This is a genomic window from Streptomyces sp. NRRL S-646, from assembly GCF_000720765.1.
Taxonomy (GTDB): domain Bacteria; phylum Actinomycetota; class Actinomycetes; order Streptomycetales; family Streptomycetaceae; genus Streptomyces.
Window position 1 is genome coordinate 168,315 of the sequence record NZ_JODC01000003.1, and the last position, 24,481, is coordinate 192,795.

Below are 24,481 nucleotides of genomic sequence, written 5' to 3' on the forward strand. Positions count from 1 at the left end.
TTGCAGGTCACTTGGTGTTGATGACCTTGTCGATCGCGGCGTCCGCGTCCTTGGCGGCGGCCTCGACCGACTTCTTGCCGGTGCCGATGTCCTGCAGCATGGTCTGCAGGACCTGCGCCTTCTCGACCTGGCCCCAGCCGGGGGCCATCGGCACGAACCAGTTGGACTCGGCCGCAGTGGCCGGGACCGCCGTCGCGGGGTCGTTCTTCAGCGTCGCGAGGTCGGTCTTGTTGTTGGGCAGGTTGCCCTTGGCCATCAGGCCCTTCTGACCGGAGGGGCCGGTGAACGCGTTGATCCACTCGGCGGCGACGGCCTGCGCCTTGGACTTGACCGGGACGGCGAGGTCGGAGCCGCCCAGGAAGACCGGGAGGTTCTTGCCGGACGGGCCGGGGACCACGAAGTTCTCGAGGTTGTCCTTGAGCTTGCCGGTCTTGTCGTTCTTCGGGTCGGCCGAGGTCGCGCCCTCCCAGGCGGCGCCGAAGATCATTCCGGACTTGCCCTGGCCGTAGACGATGTAACGGTCGGACTCGTCCTTGGTCTTGTCGCCGTGCATGTACTTGTCGACGACGTTCTTGAACTCGGTGAGTCCCTTGACCGACTCGGGCGAGGAGAGGTTGGCCTTCCACTGGCCGCCCTCCTCCTTGGCGATGGAGCCGCCGGCGTCGTAGACGAAGGACATGGCCGCGTACCAGTCACGGGTGGGCTGGTACCAGGCGGAGAACTTGTTCCCCTCCTTCTTCTGCACCTTGTCGAGGTCGGCGGTGAGCTCGGCGTACGTCTTCGGCGTGGACTTGACGCCCGCCGAGGCGAAGACGTCCTTGCGCCAGTTGCCGACCCGGCCGCCCGCGTAGTACGGCACGCCGTAGGTCTTGCCGCCGTAGGTCACCGAGGCCTTGAGGCCGTCCAGCCAGGCGGCGGAGTTGGTGAACTTCGCCGGGTCCAGGGGGGCGAAGGCGCCCTTGACCATGTAGCCCAGCATCTCGGTGTTGCCCATCTCGACCACGTCGGGGGCCTTGTCGGTGGCGAGGACCGCGTCGAGCTTGGTGTTCTTGTCCGGCCAGCCGTAGTACTCGTGGTTGATCTTGATGCCGGGGTGCTTCTTCTGGACGGCCGCGTCGGCGGCCTTCACCAGGTTCGGCCAGTTGTTCTGGGCGTCGACGGTGAGCCAGACGGTCAGCTCCTTGGCGTCCGCGCCGCTGTTGGAAGAACCCTTGCCGTCGCTGCTGCCACACGCCGCGATGGAGACCATCATGCCCGCGATACCGATCGCGGCTATGAGCTTGCGCTTCACGCCACCCTCCTCAGGGATGCCCACACCTCCCCGCTCATGCGCCGGGACCTGAACCAATGGTGTAGACCAGTACCGGGAGCTTGGACCAGACCAGGGAGCCTGTCAAGGGTGCTCGAAACGGCTCTGACCAGCCGTTATGCGACCTACATATGCAGGAACCTTTAAGTAAGAAGGCAGCGAAATCAGCGGTGCCGGAGTACTCTCGTCCGCTAGACCACTTGGCCCTCCGTGGACTAGACCAAAAGAGCTGGCGACGGTATACAGAAGGGATCACGAAGTGACCCGCATCCGGAGCCGGGAAGGCAGAGCATGAGCAGCGACGTCAGCAGTGCGGAGACCGAGGGCGGGGCAGGTGTCCGTACCGCGCGCGTGCCCAAGTACTACCGCCTGAAGAAGCATCTGCTCGACATGACGGAGACGCAGTCGCCCGGCACCCCGGTACCGCCCGAGCGCACCCTCGCCGCCGAGTTCGACACCTCGCGCACGACGGTGCGGCAGGCCCTGCAGGAGCTCGTCGTCGAGGGCCGCCTCGAACGCATCCAGGGCAAGGGCACCTTCGTCGCCAAGCCGAAGGTGTCCCAGGCGCTCCAACTCACCTCGTACACCGAGGACATGCGCGCCCAGGGCCTGGAGCCCACCTCGCAGCTGCTGGACATCGGCTACATCACCGCCGACGACCGCCTCGCCGAGCTCCTCGACATCACGGCCGGCGGCCGGGTGCTCCGTATCGAACGCCTGCGCATGGCCAACGCCGAGCCGATGGCCATCGAGACGACCCACCTCTCCGCCAAGCGCTTCCCGGCCCTGCGCCGCTCGCTGGTGAAGTACACGTCCCTCTACACGGCGTTGGCCGAGGTCTACGACGTCCATCTCGCCGAGGCCGAGGAGACCATCGAGACCTCCCTGGCCACCCCGCGCGAGGCGGGCCTGCTCGGCACGGACGTGGGCCTGCCGATGCTGATGCTCTCCCGCCACTCGTACGACAAGACGGGCGAGCCGGTGGAGTGGGTGCGGTCGGTGTACCGGGGGGACCGGTACAAGTTCGTGGCCCGGCTGAAGCGCCCTGCCGACTGACCCTGGGGCAGGGCAGCGCCCCAGAGGGGCGCGGGCCTGTGTCCGATATGCGGCTCCGCCGCGTGGGCGCGACCAGCCACAACGGCGCCGCAGACGCACAACAACCCCACGGCGCCCCCAGCGGAGCGCACTGCACGCGGTGTAGCGCTGTCGCCGCTCCTGTTCTACGGTCCTCCCGACTCCGTCTGGACGGGAGGACCGCCTCGTGCGTACCGCGAACGTCCGCTCCATCGTCATCTGGACCCTCGTCGCCCTGGTCGCAGCGGCGGGCTGGTCCGTGCTCGCGCTCTCCCGGGGCGAGAACGTCTCGGCCGCCTGGATGGTCGCGGCCGCCCTCGGCTCGTACGCGATCGCCTACCGCTTCTACGCGAAGTTCATCGCGCACAAGGTGCTCAAGGTCGACGGCACCCGGGCCACCCCGGCCGAACGCCTCGACAACGGCATCGACTTCCACCCCACCGACCGCCGCGTCCTGCTCGGCCACCACTTCGCGGCGATCGCCGGTGCCGGACCCCTGGTCGGACCGGTGCTGGCCGCGCAGATGGGCTATCTGCCCGGCACCATCTGGATCATCGCCGGCGTCGTCTTCGCGGGCGCGGTCCAGGACATGGTGGTGCTGTTCTTCTCCACGCGCAGGGACGGCCGTTCGCTCGGTCAGATGGCCCGCGAGGAGATCGGCCCCTTCGGCGGGGCGGCCGCGCTGATCGCCGCCTTCGCCATCATGATCATCCTGCTGGGGGTGCTGGCGCTGGTCATCGTCAACGCCCTCGCCGCCTCGCCGTGGGGCACCTTCTCCATCGCGATGACCATCCCGATCGCCCTGCTGATGGGCTTCTATCTGCGGGTACTTCGCCCCGGCCGGGTCGCCGAGGTCTCCCTGATCGGGGTGGCCCTGCTGCTGCTCGCGCTGGTCGCGGGACGCTGGGTCGCCGAGTCGTCGTGGGCCGGCACGTTCACCCTCGCGCCCTCGACCCTGGTCGTCTGGCTGGTGGCGTACGGCTTCATCGCCTCGATCCTGCCGGTGTGGATGCTGCTCGCGCCCCGCGACTACCTGTCCACCTTCATGAAGATCGGCACAATCGCGCTGCTGGCCCTGGGTGTGGTCGTCGCCCTGCCGACGCTGAAGATGGACGCGGTGACGGACTTCGCCTCGCGCGGCGACGGCCCGGTCTTCGCGGGGTCCCTGTTCCCCTTCGTCTTCATCACCATCGCCTGCGGGGCCCTGTCGGGCTTCCACTCCCTCATCTCCTCCGGCACGACGCCGAAGATGATCCAGAAGGAGACGCAGGTCCGGATGATCGGCTACGGCTCCATGCTGATGGAGTCGTCGGTCGCGATCATGGCGCTGGTCGCGGCGAGCATCATCGATCCGGGGCTGTACTTCGCGATGAACGCACCGTCCGGCGCGATCGGCACCACCGTGCAGAACGCCTCGCAGGTGGTGACCGGCTGGGGCTACCACATCTCCCCCGCCGACCTCGCCCAGGCCGCGAAGAACGTCGAGGAGTCGACCCTGCTCTCCCGCACCGGCGGCGCGCCCACGCTTGCCATCGGTGTCTCGGAGATCTTCTCCAAGGTCACCGGCGGGAGCCTCAGGGCCTTCTGGTACCACTTCGCGATCATGTTCGAGGCGCTGTTCATCCTGACCGCGCTGGATGCCGGTACGCGGGTGGGCCGGTTCATGCTGCAGGACATGCTGGGCAACGTCATCCGGCCGTTCAGGAACGTGAGTTGGAAGCCGGGCCTGGTCATCACCAGCGCGGCCGTGTGCGCGCTGTGGGGGTACTTCCTGTGGGTGGGCGTGCACGAGCCCCTCGGCGGCATCAACCAGCTGTTCCCGATCTTCGGCATCTCCAACCAGCTGCTCGCCGCGGTCGCGCTGGCCGTCTGCACGACCCTGCTGGTGAAGTCGGGACGCCTCAAGTGGGCCTGGATCACCGGCATTCCGCTGGCCTGGGACGCGACCGTGACATTGACGGCCAGCTACCAGAAGGTGTTCTCCAGCGATCCCAAGGTCGGGTTCTTCAAGCAGCGGTCCGTGTTCCAGGACGCGATCGACGCCGGGAAGGTGCTGCCGCCCGCCAAGAGCTTGGACGACATGCACACCGTGGTCACCAACTCCACGGTGGACGGCGTCCTTTCGGCGGTCCTGGCCGTCCTGATCGTCGTGGTGATCGCGGACGCGCTGCGGGTCTGCATCCGGCACATCCGTCGGCCGGCCCTCTCCTCGCTGAGCGAGTCGCCGTACGTCGAGTCGCGGATCACCGCCCCGGCGGGGCTGATCCCCACCCGGGAGGAGAAGGAGGAGGAGCGCCGTGCGGTCGTCGGTACTGCTGCGCCGGGCGATTAGGAGTGTGCGCTGGTATGTGCGGGAGCTGACGGACGAGTCTGCGTACGACCGTTATGTCGCGCATCTGCGCAAGACCCGTCCGGGCACGGAGGTGCCGTCCCGACGCGAGTTCGAGCGGATGCGGACGGACCGTCAGGAGGAGGATCCGCGGCAGGGTTTCCGTTGCTGCTGACAGCGATGTCGGGCCGATGTCGCACCGATGTCGGGTCTTCACAGAATCGACATACCGATATGCGGACGAGGTCTTCCGCTCTCGCGACACCGTGACCTAGATTGCCTGCGCGTTACACAGGTGATCAGTAGAGGTGATCACAGGTGATCGGTACAGGTGATCGGTGAGGGGACGGAGCCGCTATGTCAGATGTGTCCGAGGCGAGACCACCGGTGGTGACACCGGTCCGCGTGGTCATCGCCCTCTGTCTCGTGGCGCCCTTCGTGGCGATGCTCTGGGTCGGCTCCTACGCCAAGACGGACCCGGCGCTCGGCGGCATCCCGTTCTTCTACTGGTACCAGATGCTGTGGGTGCTGATCTCCACGGCGCTGACCATGACGGCGTACAAGCTGTGGCAGCGTGACCAGCGGGCCCGCGCCGCCGCCTCGCAGAAGGGCGGTGCGTCGGAATGAACAACGGCGTGAACGGCGTCGCACTCGGCGTCTTCATCTTCTTCTTCCTGGCCGTCACGGTCATGGGCTTCCTGGCCGCGCGCTGGCGCAAGGCCGAGAACGAGCAGAGCCTCGACGAATGGGGCCTGGGCGGCCGGTCGTTCGGCACCTGGATCACCTGGTTCCTGCTCGGCGGCGACCTGTACACGGCGTACACCTTCGTCGCCGTACCCGCGGCGATCTACGCGGCGGGCGCGGCCGGGTTCTTCGCCGTGCCCTACACGATCCTGGTGTACCCGCTGATCTTCACGTTCCTGCCCCGTCTGTGGTCGGTCTCGCACCGGCACGGGTACGTGACCACGTCGGACTTCGTGCGCGGCCGCTTCGGCTCGAAGGGCCTGTCGCTGGCGGTGGCCGTGACCGGCATCCTGGCGACGATGCCGTACATCGCCCTGCAGCTGGTGGGCATCCAGGCGGTCCTCGACGTCATGGGCGTCGGCGGCAGTGCGAACTCCAACTGGTTCGTGAAGGACCTGCCGTTGCTGATCGCCTTCGGTGTGCTGGCGGCGTACACGTACTCGTCGGGCCTGCGCGCGCCCGCGCTGATCGCGTTCGTCAAGGACGCACTGATCTACATCGTCATCGCCGTCGCGATCATCTACATCCCGACCAAGCTCGGCGGCTTCGACGAGATCTTCTCCAAGGCGGCCGGGAAGTACACGGCGGCCGGTGCGGGCGGACTGGTCCCGGCCGAGGCGAACCAATGGACGTACGCCACGCTGGCGTTGGGCTCCGCGCTCGCGCTGTTCATGTACCCGCACTCGATCACCGCGACCCTCTCCTCGAAGAGCCGTGACGTGATCCGCCGCAACACCACCATCCTTCCGCTGTACTCGCTGATGCTGGGCCTGCTTGCGCTGCTCGGCTTCATGGCGATCGCGGCCGGGGTCAAGGTCGCCAACGGGCAGCTGGCCATTCCGCAGTTGTTCGAGAACATGTTCCCGTCGTGGTTCGCGGGCGTGGCCTTCGCGGCGATCGGCATCGGCGCACTCGTCCCCGCGGCCATCATGTCCATCGCGGCCGCGAACCTCTTCACCCGCAACATCTACAAGGACTTCATCAAGCCGGACGCGACGCCGGAGCAGGAGACCAAGGTCTCAAAGCTCGTGTCCCTGCTGGTGAAGGTCGGCGCCCTGGTCTTCGTCCTCACGATGGACAAGACGGTCGCGATCAACTTCCAGCTGCTGGGCGGAATCTGGATCCTGCAGACGTTCCCGGCCCTGGTCGGCGGCCTGTTCACGCGCTGGTTCCACCGCTGGGCGCTGCTCGCCGGCTGGGCGGTCGGCATGGTCTACGGGACGGTCGCCGCGTACGGCGTCGCCTCCCCGACCAACCCGGGCCAGAAGCACTTCGGCGGCTCCAACGCGGAGATCCCCGGTATCGGCCAGATCGGCTACATCGGCCTGACGTCGTTCGTGCTGAACGTGCTGGTGACGGTGGTTCTCACGTTCGTCCTGAAGGCGCTGAAGGCCCCCGAGGGCGTCGACGAGACGAAGCCGCAGGACTACACGGCGGACGCGGGCGACCCGGGCGTCCAGGTGGAGCTCCCGCCGGCGACCGCCGGGGCGTCCCACTAGCGGTTACGGCGATCAGCGGGCCGTCGGAGAAATCCGGCGGCCCGTTGTCGTACCCGCACGGCGGTCAGCCGCGTGTGCGCTTGGCCATCTCGCCCCAGAACCGATCCAGTTCCCGCACCCGCATGCCCACCCAGTGTGGGGTCTTCCTGCGCAGCCCCCTGGGGAGGAGACGGCGCACCCGCCCGGGCAGCAGGGCCTGCTGCTGGCGGCAGAACGGCTCGCGGATCTCTCCCCGAGGGACACAGCCCCGGGGCGGGTACGGGCACAGCTGGAACTTGCAGTCCGGCAGACAGGTGCTGCCGGGTGTGGGCGGCACCGAAGTACCGGCCCTCATTCCGGGCTGCAGCGGCTCGCGGTTCGTACGGATGCACGGCGGGAGCGGCATGCCGGCCTGCTCGGCGCGGGCCAGGCGCTCCTCGACCTCGTCCGGGTGCCCGTCCCGTTCGATGAGGTTGAGCATGACCAGGACGTCGGCGACGAGGCGCTGGGCGCGCGGGTCCAGGGTGCTCCACCCGGCCGAGGGCGGGATCCACAGATTGTGCTTGCGGTATCCCGCGGAGTTGGTGGTGCGGGAACCGATGGTGTCGGCGACACCCTTCTCGTCGATCCAGAGGAAGCGCTCGGGCTGCCCGGTCTCCAGGGCGAGGGCCGCCAGGTCGCCGGCCTCGGCGACGAACGGATGCAGGCACCGGCGGGTCGAGGCGCCGTCCGCGCCGGACCGGCCGGGCGCCGCGTTCACCGTGCCCGCCATCGACAGCCAGCGCCCCACTGTCTGCACGGCCATCGCCCCGCCGATCGTCCGGGACGGCTCATGCGTGCCGCCGTGATCGCCATCCTGATCTGCACGGTCGTGGTCATGGCTGCCCACGCTGTCCGGGAGCTCCCACAGGCACAGCGCCTGGAGCAGGGTCAGCTGCGCATACCAGCTCCGGGACTGCTGCAGCACGGTCTCCGCCTGCCGGATCAGGTCCGCGCGACCGCCCGGATACGCGTGCGGGTGCCGTTTGCGCCGGTTGGCCGCGTACTTGAAGCCCTGGGCCAGCGCGGCCTCAAGGGCGAGCGGCAGGTCAGGGGGGCCGCCGGTGAACTTCGGGTCCAGATGGCGCAGCCACTTGGTGAGGCGCTCCCGGGCCTCGTCACGGTGGGCCTCGTCGACCGAGCCCAGCAGCATGGGGACCATCCGTGCCCGCATCGCGAACTGCCTGAAGAGGGCGATCCGTTGGTTCCGGTACCGCTGGTTGTTCTCCTGCCGCTTCTGCTGCAGCTGCCTGATGCGCTCGGACGAGGCAGCCCGTGAGGTCGCGCCGGCGGCCCTCGCCTGCCCCATGCTCTCGTTCCATTCCTTGTACGCCTGTCTCTTCTCCGCTTTCAGGTCGGAGAGCTTCTTCTCGTACTCCTTCTCGGGGTCGCTGTTCAGACCGATCTCCTTACGGATCGCGGCGAACGCCTCGTTGCCGCCGGTGCCGAACTCCTGGGCGACGGCCAGACGTATGGAGTACGACGGCTCTTCGACGCCCAGCTGGAAGAGCTCCCAGTACAGCGGCGTGGTGTCGATCCTGCCGGAGACCTTCCGCAGCGCCGCGCCGAGTTGCTTGAGCAGCCTCAGCTTCGCGTCCTCGATGGTGCGCTGGTCTCCCTTGGAGTCGGCCCAGCGGCGGCGCACCGTTGTGACGATGTCGCTCAGCAGTCTCGGGGGGGCCTCCGCGCTCTCGATCTCCAGGGCCGCCGCGTAGAGGTCGAGGGCCTTGGGGTCGTCCGTGCGGCGCTTCGCGGCCGTCCAGAGCCGGTGGGCCAGTGTGCGTCCCCGCACGGGTGACTGCCGCACCAGTTCCTCGATCCCCTTCTTCACCTCGGCCCGGACCCCGCCTCCGCCGGGCGTGCGTTGCGCCGCCCGCCGACGGGACGACAGCACCAGGGCGATGAGCAGTTCGCGGCTGGGACCGGGCGGTTGCAGCGCCTCCTCGACCAGTTCCCCCGCACCCCGCTCGCCCAGGTGGTTCAGCACGCGGTAGCCCAGGTAGGCCTGGATGATGCTGTGCGGGAACCGGACTCTCTTCGCGAAGCCCTCGACGAGCCCGAGCTTGTCCGCGTTGCCCACGAAGCGGGCCAGGGCGGCGTTGCACTGGTCCATGTTTCCCTCGCGCAGCCGCCTGCTCCCCCCGTCGCTGAGCCGCTCGCAGAGCGCGTCCCAGATCTGCCGCCGGTGCCACCCGGAGAAGACGTTCCCGTGCTTGCCGTACCGGTCGAAGCCACGCCGGGTCGCCCACAGGTGCTCCGCCCGGACCCTCACGCGCTGGGTCGGACCTCCGTGTACGTCCCTGTCGAGCAGTTCCGCGAAACCGACCTCCAGGTTGTCCTGGAGCAGTCCGATGCAGGCCAGGGCGGACACCACTTCCAGGGTGTCGCGCCGCTCCCGCGGAGTCAGTGCAACGTCCTGACGCAGCCTGCCCTCGCACAGGGCCTCGGCCCAGGTCTCCAGCAGCCAGAGCCTGAGCGTCGCGCGATCCTGGCTGCGTGTGTTCATGTGCTGCGGATCGTCGTCCGGGCGGTCGTGCTCCAGGGCTCCGTGGCAGTGGAGTTCACGGGCGATCTGCAGATAGACGGGTGACTCGGTGACCTCCGCCGTCTCCACGATCCAGTCCACCCGGCGCTCGTCGGTCTCCGGCACATGCGCCTCGACGAAGTGCAGGGCCTCCTCCTCGCTCAGCGGCTCCAGTTCCACGATCGCGGCGCAGGTGCTCTCCAGTGGGCTGTGCGGCCGGGAGGCGATGACCAGCGGCAGCTTCTCCTCGCGGGCACGCTCGATGGCCCGCCGGATGATGTTGTCCCGGTCCTGCTGGAGACCCTCGTCCTGGAGGGCCTCCTCCAGTCCGTCGGCGATGACGACCGGCTTGTCGTCGGCGAGCAGTTGCTGCCAGACCCGCTCGGTCTTGCTGCGCGCCAGAATGCCTTGGGGCGACTCTTCGGCGAACCGCCGCCTGGCCATGTGCTCGAAGTCCAGATCGGCGCCGTCGGCGTCCCTCAGCCGCACCGGCACGGGCACGGCGTGCTGCCGGGCCAGGAGTTCGGTGAGCCGTACGAGGACGGCCGTCTTCCCCACGCCGACACCGCCGACGAGGAGATACGGCCGACGGGTGTCGCGCTCCCGCAGCCGCTCCGCGATGACCTGGGCGACGTCCTCGCGGCCCACGATCTCGGCATTGCCCTGCCCGGCGGTGAGTACGAGTCTGTGGGGATCACGGCGCGCCTTGGCGAGGTAACGGCGCTTGGTCCAGCCGTACCAGCAGAACAGGAAGAGCGCGGCGGCGATGGAGGCGGTGAGGACGGGGCCGAGGAACTGGAGGAGGGTCTTGAACCCGTTGTTATCGTTTCGCCACTTTTCGAACCCGGTCGATTCGCTCTCGAGCAGGATGTACACGCCCTCCCCGCACCAGGCGAGCACGGAGAGGGCGGCGACCAGCCACACAACCCTGGTGACATTGGTGTAGGAGAACCATCTGCGCCACTTCCTGGGGCGAGGGGCGCCGCGGCGGGCCTCCAGACGGATCGTCAGGGCGTGCCAGTGGCCGAGCAGGTCCTGCCTGACCCGGCCCCCCGCCCGTCTCAGATCCAGCGTCGCCATCGGCGCGTTGCGCGGTCGCTCCCTGCCGGGCGGGTGACGGACGACCCTCGTCATCGTGCGTTCTCCCTCCGAGATCGGTTCTCGGGACGGAGGACCACGCGGGCGCCGCTGCCTACCTCCATGGAATCACTCTCCGCGAACTGCGCAACCGGGCCCGGAAATCCGAGGCCCGTTGTCGTACCCCTCCGGCAGACTCGGTGCCATGGACATCGTGATCCGGCAGGCGGAGCCCGGCGAGTACGAGACCCTCGGCGAGATCACCGCCCAGGCCTACCTCGGCGACGGGCTGCTCGATTTCGAAGGCAGCGACTGGTACCTCGGCGAGCTGAAGGACGTCGCCAAGCGGGCGGCCCACGCTCAGGTCCTGGTCGCCGTGGAGAAAGACCGGGTCCTCGGGGGCGTGACCTTCGTGCCGTCCGGCGGCCCCATGTCCGAGACGGCCGGGCCCTCGGAGACCGAGATACGCATGCTCGCCGTCGCCCCGGCGGCCCGCGGCCGGGGCATCGGCGAGGCTCTCGTGCGCGCCTGCATCGACCGCTCCCGGGCCACGACCGGCCGCACGGGCGTGGTCCTGTCGACCCAGGGCTCGATGCGTGCCGCCCACCGGATCTACGAACGGCTGGGCTTCGTCCGCGTCCCCGAGCGCGACTGGCATCCGGTTCCGGGGAACGACGACATCCGGCTGCTCACCTATCAGTTGACGTTCTGACACGCTCCGAAGTCACCACGACACAACATATGGGGGTGCTGTCCTCACCCGGCACAAGATGTATGCTCATGCTCGCTGTCGCCGCAGGGGAATCCGGTGCGAATCCGGAACTGTCCCGCAACGGTGTACCCATACGTGTTCGCACACATATGGGCGTCAGTCCGAGGACCTGTCGACAGTGCGCCCGGCCCGTCCGGCCCGGGTGCTTTGACGTCCGGGCCTCGTGGAGTGGGTCGGTGGACGCGACGCCGTGCGCGCTCGTGACTGCCCCCTGCCCTCCGCAAGGCCCCCGTGCCGAGCGAGGGAGAGCCTCACGTGACCATCGCGCCAGCAGACCCGGTTTCAGCAAACGCCGTCGTGGCCGACGCCGGTCCCGGAGCCGCGCTGCTGCGGACCCTGACCGAGCTGACCGCCGACCTCCCCGACGCCGACCCCGGCCGGGTCGCCGCCGCCGCGCTGCGCGGCCGGTCCGCCCGTGCGGACGAGACGGAGCTGCGCGAACTGGCCACGGAGGCGGCCGCCGGTCTGATCTCGGATGACCCCGCCTACTCGCGGCTGGCCGCGCGTCTGCTGACGATCGGCATCGCCGCGGAGGCCGCCTCACAAGGCGTCACGTCCTTCACGGAGTCCGTCGCCGTCGGGCACCGCGAGGGGCTCATCGCCGATCGCACAGCGGAGTTCGTCCGCGTCCACGCGACCCGGCTCGACGCGCTGATCGACGCCCAGGGCGACGACCGCTTCGGCTACTTCGGCCTTCGCACGCTCCACAGCCGCTACCTCCTGCGGCACCCGATCACCCGCAAGGTCATCGAGACGCCCCAGCACTTCATGCTGAGGGTGGCGAGCGGACTGGCCGAGGACGCTGTGTCCGATTCAAAGACCGGGAGCCGGTCCGTGGACGAGGTCGCAGCGCTCTACGGCCTGATGAGCCGCCTCGACTACCTCCCCTCCTCCCCCACCCTCTTCAACTCCGGCACCCGGCACCCCCAGATGTCGTCCTGCTACCTCCTCGACTCCCCGCTGGACGAGCTGGACTCCATCTACGACCGCTACCACCAGGTCGCCCGCCTCTCGAAGCACGCCGGCGGCATCGGCCTGTCGTACAGCCGGATCCGCGCCCGCGGCTCCCTCATCCGCGGCACCAACGGCCATTCCAACGGCATCGTCCCGTTCCTGAAGACCCTCGACGCCTCGGTCGCCGCCGTGAACCAGGGCGGCCGGCGCAAGGGCGCGGCCGCCGTCTACCTGGAGACCTGGCACTCCGACATCGAGGAGTTCCTGGAGCTGCGCGACAACACCGGTGAGGACGCCCGCCGTACGCACAACCTGAACCTCGCGCACTGGGTCCCGGACGAGTTCATGCGCCGGGTCAACGAGGACGCCGTGTGGTCCCTGTTCTCGCCCTCGGACGTGCCCGAGCTGGTCGACCTGTGGGGCGAGGAGTTCGATGCCGCCTACCGCAAGGCAGAGGAGGCGGGACTCGCGAAGAAGACCATCCCGGCCCGCGACCTCTACGGCCGCATGATGCGCACCCTCGCCCAGACCGGCAACGGCTGGATGACCTTCAAGGACGCCGCCAACCGCACCGCCAACCAGACGGCCGAGCCGGGCCACGTCGTCCACTCCTCCAACCTCTGCACGGAGATCCTGGAGGTCACGAACGACGGGGAGACGGCGGTGTGCAACCTGGGGTCGGTGAACCTGGGAGCGTTCGTCGTCAACGGTGATGTGGACTGGGAACGGCTGGACGAGACGGTCCGCACGGCCGTGACCTTCCTGGACCGTGTGGTCGACATCAACTTCTACCCCACCGAGCAGGCAGGCCGGTCGAACGCCCGCTGGCGCCCCGTCGGCCTCGGCGCGATGGGCCTCCAGGACGTCTTCTTCAAGCTCCGTCTGCCCTTCGACTCCCCCGAGGCCAGGGCCCTCTCCACCCGGATCGCCGAGCGCATCATGCTCGCCGCGTACGAGGCCTCCGCGGACCTCGCCGAGCGCAACGGCCCGCTGCCGGCCTGGGAGAAGACCCGTACGGCCCGCGGCGTCCTGCACCCCGACCACTACGACACCGAACTCACCTGGCCGGAGCGCTGGGCAGCCCTCCGGGACCGCATCGCCGCCGTCGGCATGCGCAACTCGCTCCTCCTCGCGATCGCCCCCACCGCCACCATCGCGTCGATCGCGGGCGTGTACGAGTGCATCGAGCCGCAGGTCTCCAACCTCTTCAAGCGCGAGACCCTCTCCGGCGAGTTCCTCCAGGTCAACTCGTACCTGGTGAAGGACCTCAAGGCACTCGGCGTCTGGGACGCCCGCACCCGCGAGGCCCTGCGCGAGGCGAACGGCTCGGTGCAGGACTTCGCCTGGATCCCGGCCGACGTACGCGCCCTGTACCGCACGGCGTGGGAGATCCCGCAGCGCGGCCTGATCGACATGGCGGCGGCCCGCACCCCGTATCTGGACCAGTCCCAGTCCCTGAACCTGTTCCTGGAGACGCCGACCATCGGCAAGCTCTCCTCGATGTACGCGTACGCCTGGAAACAGGGTCTGAAGACGACGTACTACCTGCGCTCCCGCCCGGCGACCCGGATCGCCCGCGCCGCCCAAGCCACCGTCCCCGCCCAGCAGACGGCCGACCCCGATGCGGTCGCCTGCTCCCTGGAAAACCCCGAGTCCTGCGAGGCCTGCCAGTAATGACCAGCACCACCCGTACCCAGAACCTTCTCGACCCGGGCTTCGAGCTGACCCTGCGCCCCATGCGCTACCCGGACTTCTACGAGCGCTACCGGGACGCCATCAAGAACACCTGGACCGTGGAGGAGGTCGACCTCCACTCGGACGTCTCCGACCTCGCGAAGCTCACGCCCGCCGAGCAGCACCTGATCGGCCGCCTGGTCGCGTTCTTCGCGACGGGCGACTCGATCGTGGCGAACAACCTGGTCCTGACCCTGTACAAGCACATCAACTCCCCGGAGGCGCGCCTGTACCTTTCGCGCCAGCTGTTCGAGGAGGCAGTGCACGTCCAGTTCTATCTGACCCTCCTGGACACCTACCTCCCCGACCCGGAGGACCGCGCCGCCGCCTTCGCGGCCGTGGAGAACATCCCCTCCATCCGCGAGAAGGCCCAGTTCTGCTTCAAGTGGATCGACTCCGTGGACAAGCTCGACCGCCTGGAGTCCAAGGCCGACCGCCGCCGCTTCCTGCTCAACCTGATCTGCTTCGCCGCCTGCATCGAGGGCCTGTTCTTCTACGGCGCCTTCGCGTACGTCTACTGGTTCCGCAGCCGGGGCCTCCTGCACGGGCTGGCGACGGGCACCAACTGGGTCTTCCGCGACGAGACCATGCACATGTCCTTCGCGTTCGACGTGGTCGACACCGTCCGCAAGGAGGAGCCGGAGCTCTTCGACGACGAGCTCCGGCAGCAGGTGACGGACATGCTGAGGGAAGCCGTCGAGGCCGAGCTGCAGTTCGGCCGCGACCTGTGCGGGGACGGTCTGCCCGGCATGAACACGGAGTCGATGCGCCAGTACCTGGAGTGCGTCGCCGACCAGCGCCTCACCCGCCTCGGCTTCGCCCCGGTGTACGGCTCCGAAAACCCCTTCTCCTTCATGGAGTTGCAGGGCGTCCAGGAACTGACCAACTTCTTCGAGCGCCGCCCTTCGGCGTACCAGGTGGCGGTGGAGGGGACGGTCGACCTCGACGAGGACTTCTGACGGCCCCGGCTGTGATATGCCGGGAGGGTGATCAGCCGCCTCCCTCTCGATGACCAACTCGACTCCCTGCGTGCGGTGTTGTCCCGCAACAGCGTCCTGACCGAGGTGCTGGAGCGGACCGCGACGATGGCGCTGCCCGGCTGGTATCTCACCGCCGGGTGCCTCTTCCAGACCGTCTGGAACGTCGTCACCGACCGGCCGCCCGCCGCCGGCATCAAGGACTACGACGTCTTCTACTTCGATGCCGGCGACCTGTCCTGGGAGGCCGAGGATGCAGTGATCAAGGCCGGCCGGGAGATCTTCGCGGATCTCCCGGCCGAGGTCGAGATCCGCAACGAGGCACGCGTGCACCTCTGGTACGAGGACAAGTTCGGCGTGCCGTGTCCGCCGTACGAGTCGAGCGAGGCGGCGATCGACAGCTTCGCCGCCACGACCTGCTGCCTCGGCGTACGGCTGGAGGCCGGCGGCCGATGGCGGGTCTACGCACCGCACGGTCTCTCCGACGTCTTCAACCTCGTCGTGCGGCCCAACCCCGTACTCGCGCCACGGTCCGTATACGAAGCCAAGTCGGCGCGCTGGCGCGAGCAGTGGCCGGATTTGACCGTGCTGGACTGGCCTCGCCGGGACTCGTCCATGGAGCATCCATAGGGCCTCCATGGGACGGCCATGGACCTCCCACGGAGCGGCAAAGTTCTTCCTGCCCATCTATTCCGGGCTGCTCGCCTCCCGCTACTTTCTGGCCGTCCTGCCATGTACACACAACACCGGCACAGGATGTTTTAAGTGTCATGCCCATGACGGCATCGCGCACCGCCGCCGCTACGCGCGTCACAGGCCTGCCACCAGCGTCGAGAACCCCACTCCAACGACGGAGGCAGTACCCCCATGCGTGAGAAGCCCAGACGGAGCCTGCGAAGACTCCTGGCCACCGCCATACCCGCCCTCGCCCTCGGCCTCGCCGGTCTCGTGGCCGCACCGGCACATGCTGCGCCCGCGGCGACGCACACCACCCGCACCGCCCAGAACGCCAAGGCCCTCACCTCCCCCGAGCGGCAGACGTTCCACTCGACCGGCAAGGCCGGCCAGAAGGTGCCGACCACGCACCTGTGCGCCACCGCCGCCCCGGGTCACGCGTCCTGCTTCGCCCAGCGCCGTACCGACATCAAGCAGCGGCTGGCCTCCGCGGTCGCCGCCGCCGCGCCCTCCGGCCTCAGCCCGGCCAACCTGCACAGCGCCTACAACCTGCCGTCAACGGGCGGCTCGGGCCTGACCGTTGCCGTGGTGGACGCCTACAACGACCCCAACGCCGAGTCGGATCTGGCCACTTACCGCTCGACGTACGGCCTGTCCTCCTGCACCAAGGCCAACGGCTGTTTCAAGCAGGTCAGCCAGACCGGTTCCACGACCTCGCTGCCCACCAACGACACCGGCTGGGCGGGTGAAGAGGCGCTGGACCTCGACATGGTCAGCGCGGTCTGCCCGAACTGCAACATCATCCTCGTCGAGGCGAACTCCGCGAACGACACCGACCTCGGCATCGCCGAGAACGAGGCCGTGTCGCTCGGCGCGAAGTTCGTCTCCAACAGCTGGGGCGGCTCCGAGTCCTCGTCCCAGACCAGCGAGGACACCTCGTACTTCAAGCACCCGGGTGTCGCGATCACCGTCTCCGCCGGTGACTCCGCCTACGGCGCCGAGTACCCGGCGACCTCGCAGTACGTGACGGCGGTCGGCGGTACGGCGCTCTCCACCTCCTCCAACTCCCGCGGCTGGTCCGAGTCCGTGTGGCACACCAGCTCCACCGAGGGCACCGGCTCCGGCTGCTCCGCGTACGACCCGAAGCCGAGCTGGCAGACCGACAGCGGCTGCAGCAAGCGCATGGAGGCCGACGTCTCCGCCGTCGCCGACCCGGCCACCGGCGTCGCGGTGTACGACACCTACGGCGGCTCCGGCTGGGCGGTCTACGGCGGCACCAGCGCCTCGGCCCCGATCATCGCGGGCGTGTACGCCCTCGCCGGCACCCCGGGCTCCAGCGACTACCCGGCGAAGTACCCCTACAGCCACACCAGCAACCTGTACGACGTGACCAGCGGCAACAACGGCTCCTGCTCCACGGCGTACTTCTGCACCGCCGGGACCGGCTACGACGGCCCCACCGGCTGGGGCACCCCCAACGGCACCACCGCCTTCACCTCGGGCAGCACCTCCGGCAACACGGTGACCGTCACCAACCCGGGCAGCCAGTCGACGACGACCGGCGGCTCCGTCAGCCTGCAGATCAGCGCGAGCGACAGCGCGGGCGCGACGCTCACCTACAGCGCGAGCGGCCTGCCGACCGGGCTGTCCATCAGCAGCTCCAGCGGCCTGATCTCCGGTACGGCCTCCACCGCGGGCACCTACCAGGTCACCGTCACCGCCAAGGACTCGACCGGCGCCTCCGGTTCGACCTCCTTCACCTGGACGGTCGGCTCCAGCGGCGGCACCTGCACCTCCTCGCAGCTGCTGGGCAACCCCGGCTTCGAGTCGGGCAGCACCACCTGGACCGCGTCCAGCGGTGTCATCACCAACTCCAGCAGTGAGTCGGCGCACGCCGGTTCGTACTACGCCTGGCTGGACGGCTACGGCTCCTCGCACACCGACACGCTGTCCCAGTCGGTGACCGTGCCGAGCGGCTGCAAGGCCACCTTCACCTTCTACCTGCACATCGACACCGCCGAGACCGGCAGCACCGCGTACGACAAGCTGACGGTCAGCGCCGGTTCGACCACCCTGGCCACCTACTCCAACGTCAACGCGGCTTCCGGCTACGCCCAGAAGTCCCTCGACCTGTCCTCGTACGCCGGCTCGACCGTCACCCTGAAGTTCAGCGGTGTCGAGGACTCCTCGCTCCAGACCAGCTTCGTCCTCGACGACACTGCCGTGACGACCAGCTGATCCGTTCGATACCGTTCGATCCCGTTCGTCCCTGGAGCCCCGGCCGCGATCTTCGCGGCCGGGGCTCCGGTGTGGATCCGGACACGGGGGTCACACGTCACAGAGGTGAGGAGGCCCCCCCATGCGCCGAACGATCCACCACACGATCCTCGCCCTCGCGGCACTCACCCTCACCCTGGCCGGCTGCGGCAACCAGACCGACAGCGGCAAGGGCGGCGACAGCAACAGCGTGTCGTCCTCCCCCACCCCCAGGAAGAGCCCGCCCGCAAGCCCGACGCCGAGTCCCACGGGCGGCTGCACGACGGCGTCGACGCTCGGTGCCGCCGACAGCGGCCGTACGGTCTGTCTGGCGGTGGGCGACACCGTCCGGATCAGCCTGGACGGAACCGCGAAGCGCCCCTGGAAACCGGTCACCGCAAGCGGCTCCGTCCTGGAGGCCGCCAACAGCGGCTTCGTCCTGCAACCCGGCGATGCGAGCGCCGCCTTCAAGGCCGTGGCGGACGGGAAGACCCGGCTGCAGTCCACGCGGCCGCTGTGCGCCGCCCAGACCGGCCGGGTCTCGTGCCTGGGGATTCAGGAGTGGTGGGTCACCGTGGTGGTGAAGTAGCGCTGCCGGCGGGCGGGACGCCGGGCGGGGCCGAGGCCCTCGGCCTCCCGGCGGGCCTGCTCGGCCTCGCGGATCTGCCGGTCGATGCGACGGTCGCGCGCGATACCGAGCACGGACGGGAGGACCAGGAGAACGAGGATGGCGAGAACGGTCAGCATTCCGATCAGTCCTTCGAGGTGTGCCGTATCCATGGACACCACTGTCGCGCCGATAGCTCCTGACAAACAGTGGCAGGACTGCCGTAGACCCTCGAAATACTGCCAATGGCGGGGCACACTGGTGACATGCTGCAGAACGTTGCCGCCGTCGTCCTGGACGGCGTGAATCCCTTCGAACTGGCCGTCGTCTGCGAGGTGTTCGGCACCGACCGCAGCGACGACGGACTGCCCGTCTACGACTTCGCGGTCGCCTCGGCCGAGGGTCCGGTGCTGAGCACGCGCGCGGGATTCTCCATGAACGTCGAGCACGGTCTGGAGCGGCTGGAGGAGGCCGACCTCATCGCCGTGCCGGCCGGCGCCCGCTTCGAGACCCGGGAGTTCCCGCCCGGGCTGCTGGACGCGCTGCGGCGCGCGGCCGACCGGGGCGCCCGCATCCTCAGCGTCTGCTCCGGCGTCTTCGTGGTCGCCGCGGCCGGGCTGCTCGACGGCCGGCGCTGTGCCGTGCACTGGCACCACGCGGAGGAGCTGGCGCGGGCGTATCCGCAGCTGACGGTCGAACCCGACGTCCTGTACGTCGACGAGGACCCGGTGATCACCTCCGCGGGCACCGCCGCCGGCATCGACGCCTGTCTGCACATCGTGCGCAAGGAGCAGGGCCCGGAGGTGGCCAACCGGATCGCCCGGCGGATGGTGGTGCCACCGCACCGGGACGGCGGGCAGGCCCAGTACATCGAGCGCCCGCTGCCCCGCTCGCACGGCGACACCGTCGCCGAGGTGCTGGTGTGGATGGAGCGGCACCTCGACGATGAGGTCACGGTCGAGCAGCTCGCCGACCGCGCCCACATGTCGCCGCGCACCTTCGCCCGCCGCTTCCAGCAGGAGACGGGGACGACTCCCTACCGGTGGATCCTGCGGCAACGCGTGCTGCTGGCCCAGCGGTTGCTGGAGGGGACGGACGAGACGGTGGACGCGATCGCGGGCCGGGCGGGGTTCGGCAACGCAGCCGCACTGCGCCACCAGTTCGTCCAGGCGATCGGAACGACCCCGAACGCCTACCGGCGCACCTTCAGAGGCCCCGAGGCGGCCGCCTGACCCAAGCCGGGCGCCTCAGTCGTTGGCGACGACGGGGTAGCGCGGCTCGTTCTCGGCCATCTGCCGCAGCGCGTCCTTGCGCTCACGCTTGGACAGGCGGTCGATGTACAGGTAGCCGTACAGGTGGTCGGTCTCGTGCTGCAGACACCGGGCGAAGTAGCCGGTGCCCCGGACCTTGATCGGGTTGCCCTTCTCGTCCTGGCCGGTCACCTCGGCGTAGTCGGGACGGGCGAGCGGCGCATACGCGGTGGGCACGGACAGACAGCCCTCGTTGCTGTCGTCCAGGCGGCGCCGCTCGGCGGGCAGGTCGACCAGCTTGGGATTGCAGACGACACCGACGTGCCGGGCACCCTCGTCGTCGCCGCAGTCGTAGACGAAGACCTTCAGGTCGACGCCGATCTGGTTGGCGGCCAGGCCCACACCCTCGGCGGTGCGCTGCGAGGCGAACATGTCCGCGACCAGCTGCTGCAGCTCCTCGCCGAACTCGGTGACGTCCTTGCACTCCTTGTGCAGCACCGGGTTCCCGACGACGGTGATCGGCCGCGAGGTGCCCCGCTCACGCCAGGCGTTCTCGCGCTCCTCGGTCTCCTCGGTGTCGATGACGAAGCCCTCGTCGTCCACGGGGAGCACGCCCACGTGCTGCTGATCGGTGTCCTGCTGCGCCATGACCGACGTATGCCTTCCTCAGAAAAACAGGGGTGCGATGCGGATACAGGGTACGGGTAGTGCCCCGACAGGGGCGCGGGACTGTGTCGATATGCGGCTCCGCCGCGATGGGGGTCCCCCCGCTCGAGCGAAGCCGAGAGTGGGGGAGCGACCAGCCACAACGGACCCGCAGTCGGCAACGGTCCTAGCAAACCTCTTCGAGATCCCGCCAGTCCCGCGAGTCCGGGCTGTCGGCAACCCACCCGTCCAACAACCCCCTGACCAGGGAAGCCGGGGCCGCCACCCCACACTCCCGCTCAGGCACCCAAAGCTGCCCATCGGTCCGATGCCCCAGCGGCCCGGGATGCCCCGGCTCACTGTGATCATGCGGATCCAGGTGCTCCCCATCGCCCTCATCCGACGGCATCCGAGACTCCGAGCACATACGACAAAGCAGGCGTACGGAAGACGACCAGTCCTCCGCAGCAAACCCCGCATCCGCGGCAAGCTGCTCCAACGCATCCCGATCCGCCTCGGTGGCAGCCTCAAGCAGCACCACCCACGTAGGCACCGGCGACGGCGCCCACAGCTCTATCTCGTCGAACACCGGGTAGGCGTGCCCGGCGGCGGTGGTCCGCTCCCCATGGGGCACCCCGTCGTGCAGCACGACCTCACCCCACCGGCGCCCGGACGACGGCAGCGGAATCGACAGCACCTCCATGCGCGCGGGGTCCAGCCGCCGCCCCCACACCACCTCGGCCTCCCCCTCCGGGGACAGCCGTACCGCAGCGCTGCCCAGCTCCATCCCGACGGGCTCGCCGTTCGCCGCGGCAGCCCCCGGCACCCGCAGCCCGTACGCCTGCCAGGCCCGCCGGGCCAGCGGCCAGTCCTGCAGGGCGGTGGCCGCGATGCCCACGTTCCACCAGTCGGGGGCGCCGGTCTGCCGGTCGAGCAGCGCGACGGCGCGCAGGCCTGCGGCGCGGGCCTGCTCCCAGTCGTGCCGGAACTTGTGCAGCAGGGCGAGGTTGAACCAGGACTCGGACAGCCAGGGCTCCAGGTCGGCGGCGCGGGTCAGCAGCGCTCCCGCGTCCTCGTACCGGCCGTCGCCGATCAGCGTGAACGCGCGGTCGGTGGCCTGCCGCCAGGAGGCGGAGGGCCGGTGCCGTCCCTTGCCGAAGATCCTCACGATTCCCTGCCAGTTCCGTGGAGTGGGCTGGCTAGTGCTGCCCCCGGACACACCCTCTCATTCGCATCCAACCACGTACGGCTGGAAGGGCGCTCATTACCCATGGGTTACCCAGCCGCAGGCAGGGTCAGACAGTCCCGTGCGAGGACCCGGGCCAGCGATTCCACCACTTCGGGCGCATAGTCCCCGGCGGTGCCGAGCCGCAGCTCCTCCAGCGCCGTGAGGGGCCCGCCGGGCCCGGCGTCACGTGCTTTCTCGTCGTACGCGTTGACGGCCCGCACGATCCGGGCGGCGAGCGGCTGCTCCCGGTAGGGGTCGGCCTGCCGCTCGACGACCACGGCGACCGCCGCATCGACCCCGGTCTGGCGTACGACGGCCCCGCCGAGCAGGGCGATGCGGCGCTGCTCGGCCGTGGGCAGGCCGGCGGTGGCGCCCGCCGGCACCGGGTCGACCAGGCTCAGCTGTCCGATGTCGTGCATGAGGGCGGCGTACTCCAGCACGGTCAGTTCGGGCCGGGTGAGTCCGAGGTCACGTCCGACGGCACGGCTGAGGGCGGCCACCCGACGGGCGTGCCCGGCGGGGGTGTACCCGGCGATCTCGGTGGCGCGGGCGAGGGAGGTGATGGTCTGCCGGTAGGTGGTCCGTACGGCCGCGTACCGCTTGAAGGACAGCTGGGTCAGCAGCAGCGGCAGCGAGAACACGGGCAGCGCCCACAGCCCGACGACGGCGACCGCGAGTGCCATCACCGCGCCCGTGGCGCACACGGCGGAGCCGATGCCGAGGAGGGCGTGCAGTTCGTCCCGCAGCAGCGGGCCGAAGGGCCACTGGGTTCGGGAGTGGGCGAGTGCTGCGGCGAGCACGGCGTCGCACAGCGCGGTGAGCGCGAGGAGGGCCAGGAGCAGCAGGGCGTAGGCGGGGCCGCGCCATTCACCGAACGCCCCCCGGTTGTACAGGGGTTGGAAGCAGACGGCGGCGAATCCGACGGTGAGCACGCGGCGCGCGAGGTGGTCGAGCACAGGTCCGCGTCCGCAGGCGATGTGCGGCACACTGCCGATGAGGGCGGCGGCGAGGACGACGGCGACGACCTGGGTGACGCCGTGGTGGGTGGGCTGTCCGGCGTCCTCCCCGAGCAGGGCGTACGACATCGCGCCGGCGGCCCCGAGCGGCGCGGCCTCCCGGACCCGGGCGCCGGTCCAGCGGCTGAGTTCGCCGATGGTGACGAGCAGGCCGAAGGCGAGGGCCGTGGGGCGCTCCTCCAGGCCGGTCCGGTGGGTGACGGCGAGGGAGACGGCGGCGAGGAGGGCGGCACAGGCGTGGATGAGGAGCGTCAGCGGCGGCCGGGCGCTCATCCGCGCGCTCCCGGCCGGCTGGAGACGGCCGCGGTGGGTGCGGGGAGGCGGGGTTGCTCCTCCGCCACGACCACCGGGCGCTCACCCGCAGGCCCCCGGCCGACTGGAAACAGCCGCTGCGGGTGCGAGCAGGCAGAGTTGCTCCACCGCCACGACCACCGGGCGCTCATCCGCGCGCTCCCGGCCGGCTGGAGACGGCCGCGGTGGGTGCGGGGAGGCGGGGTTGCTCCTCCGCGGTGACCGCGGGATGCCAGCCGCACCGGCCGAGCGCCTGCACCAGTGCCGCGACCATGCGGGGGTCGAACTGCGCCCCCGCACACCGCTCCAGCTCCTCCAGTGCCACCGGGACGGGCCGGGCGCGCCGGTAGCAGCGCGTGGACGTCATCGCGTCGAAGGCGTCCGCGACGGCCACGACCCGCGCCGATTCGGGGATCTGGCTTCCGCGCAGCCCGTACGGGTATCCGCTGCCGTCAAGGCGTTCGTGATGGTGGAGCACGGCGGCCCGGGCCTCGCCCAGAAAACCGATTCCGCGCACCATTTCGTGGCCGTACTCGGGATGCAGCTCGATCACCCGGCGTTCCTCGGGGGTCAGCGGCCCGTCTTTCCTCAACAGCCGTGTGGGGACGCCGAGTTTGCCCACGTCGTGCAGGATTCCGGCGAAGCGGAGGACCTCGACGCGCTCGTCGTCCATGCCGAGTTCCCGGGCGATCATCATGGAGGCCTGACCGACCCGCTCGCTGTGGCCGCGTGTGTACTCGTCCTTGATGTCGACGGCCTGCACCAGCGCCCGGATCGTCGCCTGGTGGGCGGCGCGCTCCCGGTGGTACTGCGTGAACACCCACCAGGACACGCACATCGGCAGCAGCACCAGCAGCGCGGCGACGGGGCCGTACGGGCTGCGCCACAGGACGGCCATCATCAGCCCGGCGAGGCCGTGCACGACGACCGGTGCGAGGGACCGTACGAACAGCCCGCGCCAGGCCCGCCGCACCGGTACCCGCTCGGCCAGCGCGCGGATCCCGCCGTCGAGGGCGGTCAGCACCAGGCAGAACGCCAGCACCGCGGCGCCCGCGGGCACGAGCGCGTACGGGAAGTCGGAGGCCACGACCGCGTCCCGCCCGCCCAGCGACCAGTGCACCCGGCCGGCGGCCCATACGCCGAGGACCAGCTGGGCGGCCCGCCAGCTCCGCCGCAGCCTGCGCGGCCGCTGGTCGACCCGGGAGAGCAGCGCCCCCGGCAGCACGACCAGGGCGGCGGCCGGGGGCGGCAGCAGGAAGGCACCGGCGAGCAGCACCGGGTAGAACGTTCCGGCAAAGCGCCATCGGGTGGCGGCCTGCTCGCAGCCCGCGTACAGCAGGGCGAGCAGGGCGACCGCCCGCCAGGAGGTGTGGACGGCGAGCAGCGGAAGCAGGCAGAGCAGCGCGCCGAGGGCCGTACAGGCGACGTACGCGCGTGCCCGTCCCGGAACCGCCTCCATCACGCCCCTCCCGGCCGAACCTGCTCCGGCTGAGGAGACTAGG

19 protein-coding genes and 1 riboswitch are annotated in these 24,481 nt (G+C 69.7%); of the genes, 12 read left to right on the forward strand and 7 right to left on the reverse strand.

Annotated elements, in window-relative coordinates; translation table 11 throughout:
* Positions 1-7 precede the first annotated feature (7 nt).
* A complete protein-coding gene (locus IH68_RS0105175; RefSeq protein ID WP_030929015.1) occupies positions 8-1,291 on the reverse strand; it encodes an extracellular solute-binding protein in 1,284 nt (427 codons plus the stop codon).
* Positions 1,292-1,600: 309 nt separating this feature from the next.
* On the opposite strand from IH68_RS0105175, the gene IH68_RS0105180 reads away from it, so the two are divergent.
* The 5 genes from IH68_RS0105180 to mctP all read left to right on the forward strand — a co-directional run bounded on the left by IH68_RS0105180 (position 1,601) and on the right by mctP (position 6,955).
* Positions 1,601-2,365, forward strand: a complete 765-nt coding sequence (locus tag IH68_RS0105180) for a GntR family transcriptional regulator (protein ID WP_030929017.1) — start codon at positions 1,601-1,603, stop codon at positions 2,363-2,365.
* A 205-nt stretch (positions 2,366-2,570) separates the two neighbouring features.
* On the forward strand, positions 2,571-4,715 hold the full coding sequence (locus tag IH68_RS0105185) for a carbon starvation CstA family protein (protein WP_030929019.1): 2,145 nt from the start codon (positions 2,571-2,573) through the stop codon (positions 4,713-4,715).
* A complete protein-coding gene (locus tag IH68_RS0105190; RefSeq protein WP_030929024.1) occupies positions 4,681-4,887 on the forward strand; it encodes a YbdD/YjiX family protein in 207 nt (68 codons plus the stop codon). The genes IH68_RS0105185 and IH68_RS0105190 overlap by 35 nt, the downstream gene beginning before the upstream one ends.
* Before the next feature lie 182 nt (positions 4,888-5,069).
* Positions 5,070-5,339, forward strand: a complete 270-nt coding sequence (locus IH68_RS0105195) for a DUF3311 domain-containing protein (protein ID WP_030929027.1) — start codon at positions 5,070-5,072, stop codon at positions 5,337-5,339.
* Complete coding sequence (gene mctP, locus IH68_RS0105200; protein ID WP_030929030.1) at positions 5,336-6,955, forward strand: monocarboxylate uptake permease MctP; 1,620 nt, start codon at positions 5,336-5,338, stop codon at positions 6,953-6,955. The genes IH68_RS0105195 and mctP overlap by 4 nt, the downstream gene beginning before the upstream one ends.
* 64 nt (positions 6,956-7,019) lie before the next feature.
* Here mctP and IH68_RS0105205 read toward each other — a convergent pair whose 3' ends face one another.
* Positions 7,020-10,631 (reverse strand): ATP-binding protein, encoded by a 3,612-nt coding sequence (locus IH68_RS0105205; protein WP_030929033.1) that lies wholly within the window; start codon positions 10,629-10,631, stop codon positions 7,020-7,022.
* Positions 10,632-10,779: 148 nt separating this feature from the next.
* Between IH68_RS0105205 and IH68_RS0105210 the strand changes: the two genes are divergently transcribed.
* The 6 genes from IH68_RS0105210 (at position 10,780) to IH68_RS0105235 (ending at position 18,531) form a co-directional block, all read left to right on the forward strand.
* A complete protein-coding gene (locus tag IH68_RS0105210) occupies positions 10,780-11,286 on the forward strand; it encodes a GNAT family N-acetyltransferase (RefSeq protein WP_030929036.1) in 507 nt (168 codons plus the stop codon).
* Positions 11,287-11,373: 87 nt separating this feature from the next.
* Positions 11,374-11,456, forward strand: a riboswitch (cobalamin riboswitch).
* A gap of 145 nt (positions 11,457-11,601) precedes the next feature.
* A complete protein-coding gene (locus IH68_RS0105215) occupies positions 11,602-13,974 on the forward strand; it encodes a ribonucleoside-diphosphate reductase subunit alpha (protein WP_030929039.1) in 2,373 nt (790 codons plus the stop codon).
* Positions 13,974-14,993 carry a ribonucleotide-diphosphate reductase subunit beta gene (locus IH68_RS0105220; RefSeq protein ID WP_030929043.1) on the forward strand — a complete coding sequence of 340 codons (1,020 nt, stop codon included), beginning with the start codon at positions 13,974-13,976 and terminating at the stop codon, positions 14,991-14,993. Before IH68_RS0105215 ends, IH68_RS0105220 begins: the two co-directional genes overlap by 1 nt.
* Before the next feature lie 27 nt (positions 14,994-15,020).
* Positions 15,021-15,641, forward strand: coding sequence for a nucleotidyltransferase family protein (locus IH68_RS0105225; protein WP_030929046.1), 621 nt, complete (start codon positions 15,021-15,023; stop codon positions 15,639-15,641).
* Positions 15,642-15,878: 237 nt separating this feature from the next.
* Complete coding sequence (locus IH68_RS0105230; protein WP_030929049.1) at positions 15,879-17,924, forward strand: S53 family peptidase; 2,046 nt, start codon at positions 15,879-15,881, stop codon at positions 17,922-17,924.
* A gap of 121 nt (positions 17,925-18,045) precedes the next feature.
* Complete coding sequence (locus IH68_RS0105235) at positions 18,046-18,531, forward strand: hypothetical protein (RefSeq protein WP_030929052.1); 486 nt, start codon at positions 18,046-18,048, stop codon at positions 18,529-18,531.
* On the opposite strand, the gene IH68_RS0105240 is transcribed toward IH68_RS0105235, so the two are convergent.
* Positions 18,498-18,722, reverse strand: a complete 225-nt coding sequence (locus tag IH68_RS0105240; protein ID WP_199931858.1) for a hypothetical protein — start codon at positions 18,720-18,722, stop codon at positions 18,498-18,500. The two genes, IH68_RS0105235 and IH68_RS0105240, sit on opposite strands and share 34 nt — an antisense overlap.
* A gap of 93 nt (positions 18,723-18,815) precedes the next feature.
* Between IH68_RS0105240 and IH68_RS0105245 the strand changes: the two genes are divergently transcribed.
* Positions 18,816-19,781, forward strand: coding sequence for a GlxA family transcriptional regulator (locus IH68_RS0105245; RefSeq protein ID WP_030929058.1), 966 nt, complete (start codon positions 18,816-18,818; stop codon positions 19,779-19,781).
* Positions 19,782-19,796: 15 nt separating this feature from the next.
* Here IH68_RS0105245 and def read toward each other — a convergent pair whose 3' ends face one another.
* The 4 genes from def to IH68_RS0105265 form a co-directional block, all read right to left on the reverse strand.
* On the reverse strand, positions 19,797-20,447 hold the full coding sequence (gene def, locus IH68_RS0105250; RefSeq protein WP_030929062.1) for a peptide deformylase: 651 nt from the start codon (positions 20,445-20,447) through the stop codon (positions 19,797-19,799).
* 184 nt (positions 20,448-20,631) lie between these two features.
* Complete coding sequence (locus tag IH68_RS0105255) at positions 20,632-21,612, reverse strand: tetratricopeptide repeat protein (RefSeq protein WP_030929065.1); 981 nt, start codon at positions 21,610-21,612, stop codon at positions 20,632-20,634.
* A 107-nt stretch (positions 21,613-21,719) separates the two neighbouring features.
* Positions 21,720-22,961 (reverse strand): HD-GYP domain-containing protein, encoded by a 1,242-nt coding sequence (locus tag IH68_RS0105260; RefSeq protein WP_030929068.1) that lies wholly within the window; start codon positions 22,959-22,961, stop codon positions 21,720-21,722.
* Positions 22,962-23,127: 166 nt separating this feature from the next.
* Positions 23,128-24,438: an HD-GYP domain-containing protein gene (locus IH68_RS0105265; protein ID WP_030929071.1), complete on the reverse strand. Its 1,311-nt coding sequence runs from the start codon at positions 24,436-24,438 to the stop codon at positions 23,128-23,130.
* Between the last annotated feature and the right edge of the window lie 43 nt (positions 24,439-24,481).

What these genes read in the sequence shown, in the direction of transcription:
- mctP (WP_030929030.1), top strand. Translation starts at nt 5,336, where the DNA reads ATGAACAACGGCGTGAACGGCGTCGCACTCGGCGTCTTCATCTTCTTC.
- IH68_RS0105205 (WP_030929033.1), bottom strand. Translation starts at nt 10,631, where the DNA reads ATGACGAGGGTCGTCCGTCACCCGCCCGGCAGGGAGCGACCGCGCAAC.
- IH68_RS0105240 (WP_199931858.1), bottom strand. Translation starts at nt 18,722, where the DNA reads ATGGATACGGCACACCTCGAAGGACTGATCGGAATGCTGACCGTTCTC.
- IH68_RS0105245 (WP_030929058.1), top strand. Translation starts at nt 18,816, where the DNA reads ATGCTGCAGAACGTTGCCGCCGTCGTCCTGGACGGCGTGAATCCCTTC.
- IH68_RS0105260 (WP_030929068.1), bottom strand. Translation starts at nt 22,961, where the DNA reads ATGAGCGCCCGGCCGCCGCTGACGCTCCTCATCCACGCCTGTGCCGCC.
- IH68_RS0105235 (WP_030929052.1), top strand. Translation starts at nt 18,046, where the DNA reads ATGCGCCGAACGATCCACCACACGATCCTCGCCCTCGCGGCACTCACC.
- IH68_RS0105220 (WP_030929043.1), top strand. Translation starts at nt 13,974, where the DNA reads ATGACCAGCACCACCCGTACCCAGAACCTTCTCGACCCGGGCTTCGAG.
- IH68_RS0105265 (WP_030929071.1), bottom strand. Translation starts at nt 24,438, where the DNA reads ATGGAGGCGGTTCCGGGACGGGCACGCGCGTACGTCGCCTGTACGGCC.
- IH68_RS0105210 (WP_030929036.1), top strand. Translation starts at nt 10,780, where the DNA reads ATGGACATCGTGATCCGGCAGGCGGAGCCCGGCGAGTACGAGACCCTC.
- IH68_RS0105180 (WP_030929017.1), top strand. Translation starts at nt 1,601, where the DNA reads ATGAGCAGCGACGTCAGCAGTGCGGAGACCGAGGGCGGGGCAGGTGTC.
- IH68_RS0105195 (WP_030929027.1), top strand. Translation starts at nt 5,070, where the DNA reads ATGTCAGATGTGTCCGAGGCGAGACCACCGGTGGTGACACCGGTCCGC.
- def (WP_030929062.1), bottom strand. Translation starts at nt 20,447, where the DNA reads ATGGCGCAGCAGGACACCGATCAGCAGCACGTGGGCGTGCTCCCCGTG.
- IH68_RS0105230 (WP_030929049.1), top strand. Translation starts at nt 15,879, where the DNA reads ATGCGTGAGAAGCCCAGACGGAGCCTGCGAAGACTCCTGGCCACCGCC.